The sequence below is a fragment of the Treponema sp. genome (assembly GCF_045657965.1).
Classification (GTDB): domain Bacteria; phylum Spirochaetota; class Spirochaetia; order Treponematales; family Treponemataceae; genus Treponema_D.
Window position 1 is genome coordinate 1 of sequence record NZ_JAZOUG010000258.1, and the last position, 3,982, is coordinate 3,982.

4 protein-coding genes and 1 pseudogene are annotated in these 3,982 nt (G+C 36.4%); all 5 read left to right on the forward strand.

The features are described from left to right. Positions 1 to 486: hypothetical protein (locus ACKI5B_RS09720; RefSeq protein WP_407428214.1), on the forward strand; the 486-nt coding region annotated here is incomplete at its 5' end. Positions 487 to 591: 105 nt separating this feature from the next. Beyond that, positions 592 to 1,056: a DUF3990 domain-containing protein gene (locus ACKI5B_RS09725; protein ID WP_407428216.1), complete on the forward strand. Its 465-nt coding sequence runs from the start codon at positions 592 to 594 to the stop codon at positions 1,054 to 1,056. After that, positions 1,046 to 1,504 carry a hypothetical protein gene (locus ACKI5B_RS09730; protein WP_407428218.1) on the forward strand — a complete coding sequence of 153 codons (459 nt, stop codon included), beginning with the start codon at positions 1,046 to 1,048 and terminating at the stop codon, positions 1,502 to 1,504. Before ACKI5B_RS09725 ends, ACKI5B_RS09730 begins: the two co-directional genes overlap by 11 nt. Before the next feature lie 238 nt (positions 1,505 to 1,742). Continuing rightward, positions 1,743 to 3,530, forward strand: coding sequence for a pectate lyase family protein (locus ACKI5B_RS09735; RefSeq protein WP_407428220.1), 1,788 nt, complete (start codon positions 1,743 to 1,745; stop codon positions 3,528 to 3,530). 136 nt (positions 3,531 to 3,666) lie between these two features. Beyond that, a pseudogene (locus tag ACKI5B_RS09740) lies at positions 3,667 to 3,982 on the forward strand (4-(cytidine 5'-diphospho)-2-C-methyl-D-erythritol kinase); the annotation flags it as partial.

The window sequence follows — 3,982 nt, forward strand, 5'->3', positions numbered from 1 at the left end:
GACCCGGATGGAAAGATTGATTTACCCTATATGTCACCAAAAGATTTCTTCAGTTTCCTTATCGAACATGATAGCGGAGCTAAAACTGCAAAACTGTACGCAGATGCAGCTAACGGCGATAAGAATGCTCAGACATTGGCTGAAGATGTTACGATTGCAGCTGGAAAGGAAATGGCCGCGGGAGGTCTTGAAGGAGTTGCTGATATCGCAGAGTTTTCAGGAGGAGTTCTTTCAGATTTAGCACTCGAAACATCTTTAATACAACCAGAGTTTAGTGCGGGAGCTGGAACTACATCAACAATTTGCTCAGGTGTTGAGGTTGCTGCAAGAAGTGGAAAAGCCGCAATTACAGGAAAACAAGGAGATATTGATAAAGCAAAAAAATCTGCTGTTAAAAATGCTGGAAGTTATGCAGGTGGAAAGTCTTCAGCTTTTATTACAAAAAAATGCCACAAGGTGTATCAAATTTTGTGTCTGGAACAGTAAGTAAAAAATTTGAAAAAGAGTTTGATAAAACTACCAAGCGGGTATTTTTTGATCGTCAAAAATCATAAACAGTTATATGCTTATTTGGAAAGGAGAAAGTGATGAATGACTCTTTATCATGGAAGTAAAGAAATTGTAAAAACTCCAGAGATTCGCATTGAAAAATACAATAAAGATTCTTATTCTGGTTTTTATTGTACTGTTATGAAAGAACAGGCAAAACGATGGACTATCAGGTTTACTGGTAAAGGTTTGATAAACGAGTTTGAATATATAGAAAACTTGGAATTAAAAGTTTTGAAGTTTCCTAATATGACAGAAGAATGGCTTGATTTTATTACAGCCTGTCGAAGTGGAAAATCGCATGACTACGATATTGTAGAAGGTCCTATGGCTGATGATACAATTTTTAATTATATACAAAACTATATTGACGGAAAAATTTCGCGTTCAGCATTCTGGGAACTGGCTAAATTTAAAAAGCCAACACATCAAATAAGTTTTCATACAACAAGAGCTTTAGAAACACTATTGTTCACAAATGCTTACGAGGTATCAGATGAAAAATAATAATTCATTGTTCTATGTCTGTAGTCTTTTGGAATTTATTGGACGAACATATAAAATTGAACATTCTAAACTGGTAAATCAGCTTGGCAAAGAAAATATTAAAAGGATTTATAAAGATGCCGATGCACTTCACTGTGAACCTATAGAAAAAATTGCTGATGAAGTTATGGCAACTTACAATATAAAATCCGGAGATTATGATTATATTTCATCCTGCCACTATGAAATTCCTGATTACTGGACTATTGGTGAAGTTTATGAACGTCTCATCGAAGATATTTGTGTAGAAAACTCAGACATTGATTTTATTATTGATTCATTGATTAAAGTATATACATCTTGGATAGACAAAACAATTTCAAATTATAATTCAGATTTTTTTTACCAGCCCCGGGAATATATTTATGAATCATGGAGGGAAGGAAAAGTTTTGCAGGACGCAAGTTAATTTTTTGAGTACGCTAGCACTATATATTTTTTTCTTGTTCTTTCTTCCTCTCACAAATAGCGATTTGCAGGAGTTTTTTCTAAGAAAATTCTTATGTCAAAATAGTGCAAAATCGATTGAAATTTGTAATTTTATGGAGTATTTTCTGAATAGAGATATTTGAGATTTTGCGGAATAATGCTAATCTTAAATAATCCATCCTGTTCATAAAGTTTTTATAAAAAAAAGGGGAAAACGTATGAAAAAGTGTGCTTTCGTAAAAGCTCTTGCTGCTTTTGCAATGGGGGCAAGTCTGATTCTTGCTGGATGTTCAGATTTGTCAGTTTCTGAAAATGAAGCTTCTGTTGAATCAAGTGACCGTGCAACAATTACCGGAACTTCTTCTCTGTATGCTACCAGCCTCACAAAGAGTGCTACACTTACTTCAAACACAACAAGCGGAAATTATACAATTTATGCAACAAGCTCAAAAACTGTAACAATTCCTGCAATTACAGCTGTTACAATTAACAGTACTTCAATTGACCGCACAATTAAACTCGGCGGAGCAGGTTCTGTTGCAAGCTATCGCTGTGTAGGATTTACAACCGGCGGAGCTGCAACACTCACAGTTTATGCAAATGCAGAAGCAACCGGCCGCTATCTTGGTCTTTATAATTCAAGCGGAACTCTTTTGAGTTCTCAGTCTGTAAGTACATCTGTTACTTCTTATACATATTCTATTTCATCTTCAGGAACTTATTATCTCATGTCTACAGGTTCATCAATCAATCTGTATTACATTAAATGTGCTGTAGGTTCATCTTCAAGCTCTTCATCATCTTCTTCAAGTTCATCATCAAGTTCTTCTTCAAGCGGAAGCTCTCTTTCAATAAGCGATACACCAACCGGATATGCAAGCGTAACAAAACCTTCAAGCTCAGTTACTGTTTCTTCACGCTCAGACTTCATTACCTATGCTAAAAAGGGCGGATACATCATTTATGTAAACGGCATGATTGATCTTTCTAACGGATATCTTCCTTCAAGTGCAGGCGGCTCAACAAGCGGATTGAACTCTATCGTAAAAGAGCAGACATCAAGCAAATACACTTCATATTCATCATTCAAAACTGCTTATGCAAAGGCCTGTTCAACTTCAACAAACGATAAATCATCTTCTTCTCCGGAAAGTTCCCTTGGTTCATATCTCTGGGCATGTAACGAAGCTTACGGTTCTATTATTAAAGTAAATGTTGCTTCAAACACATGGATTATCGGAAAAACTTCATCTTCTGGTCTTAAAGGCGGTATGCTTAATATTTCAAGTGTTTCAAATGTTGTTCTCCGAAACCTTACTATTCAGGACGCTTACGATCCGTTCCCTCATCACGAAGAAGATGACGGTTATAATGCGCAGTGGGACTGTGTTGTAATTCAGGGGTCTTCTTACAACATCTGGATTGATCACTGTACTTTCAAAGATACAATGGGGCTTTCTACAGTTTCTACAGGCGGTTCAACTACTGAAAAATGGCAGACTTACGACGGTCTGTGCGATATGAAGGGCTCAATCTATAACATTACTGTTTCATGGTGTAAGTTCCAGGATCACGACAAAACTATGCTTATCGGTTCAAGTGATTCAGACGGTTCTAATTCAACCCGTACAATTTCCCTGCACCACAACTATTTCTACAACTGTGGTCAGCGTCTGCCGATGGTTCGAAACAGCCGTCTTCACATGTTCAACAACTATTACCATGCTTCAAGCCCAACATACACTCAGCAGTATGCAGTTGGTGTACGCAAAAATGCTTTGATTATTGCAGAAAACAATATCTTCTCAAGCGGAATCAAATACAGCTTCAAAGATTCTTACGGAACTTTGTACTCAAGCGGAAACTCAGATTCCTCTTCAGGCGGATGCAAAACAACAACAAGCTCTTCTAAGCCGTTTACTGTAAGCTATTCTTACTCTCTTGATTCAGCTTCAACAGCTAAGAGCAATGTTTCAAGCTACGCCGGAGCAGGATACAGCTTCTAATTAAGCTGATTATAATCAGATTAAACCACAGATTGAAAGGTCTGTGGTTTTTTTTATATTTTGTAAGAAATTATGAATAGTATATGTATAGTTTTTTAGCTTGACTTACAAGCAGAAAATCAATTATAATGAAACTATGTCTTTTGATATTTGTGTTGCTTCCCCTGCTAAGGTGAATCTTGGTTTAAAGGTTCTTGAAAAACAGGCAAATGGATATCACAATATTGAAAGTATATTTCAGACTGTAGATTATTCTGATGAGTTGTGTATCCGGCGTATTTCTGAAAAGGAATGTGTCGTTAACTGCTCTCAAATGAAGCTACCTTTTGAAAACACACTCACAAAAACTTTTCAAGCATTTTGTTCCAAAGTTAATATAGATTTTGGTGTCGAAATTCAACTTAATAAAGTTTTACCGGCAGGTGGTGGAGTTGGTGGAGGCTCTTCAAATT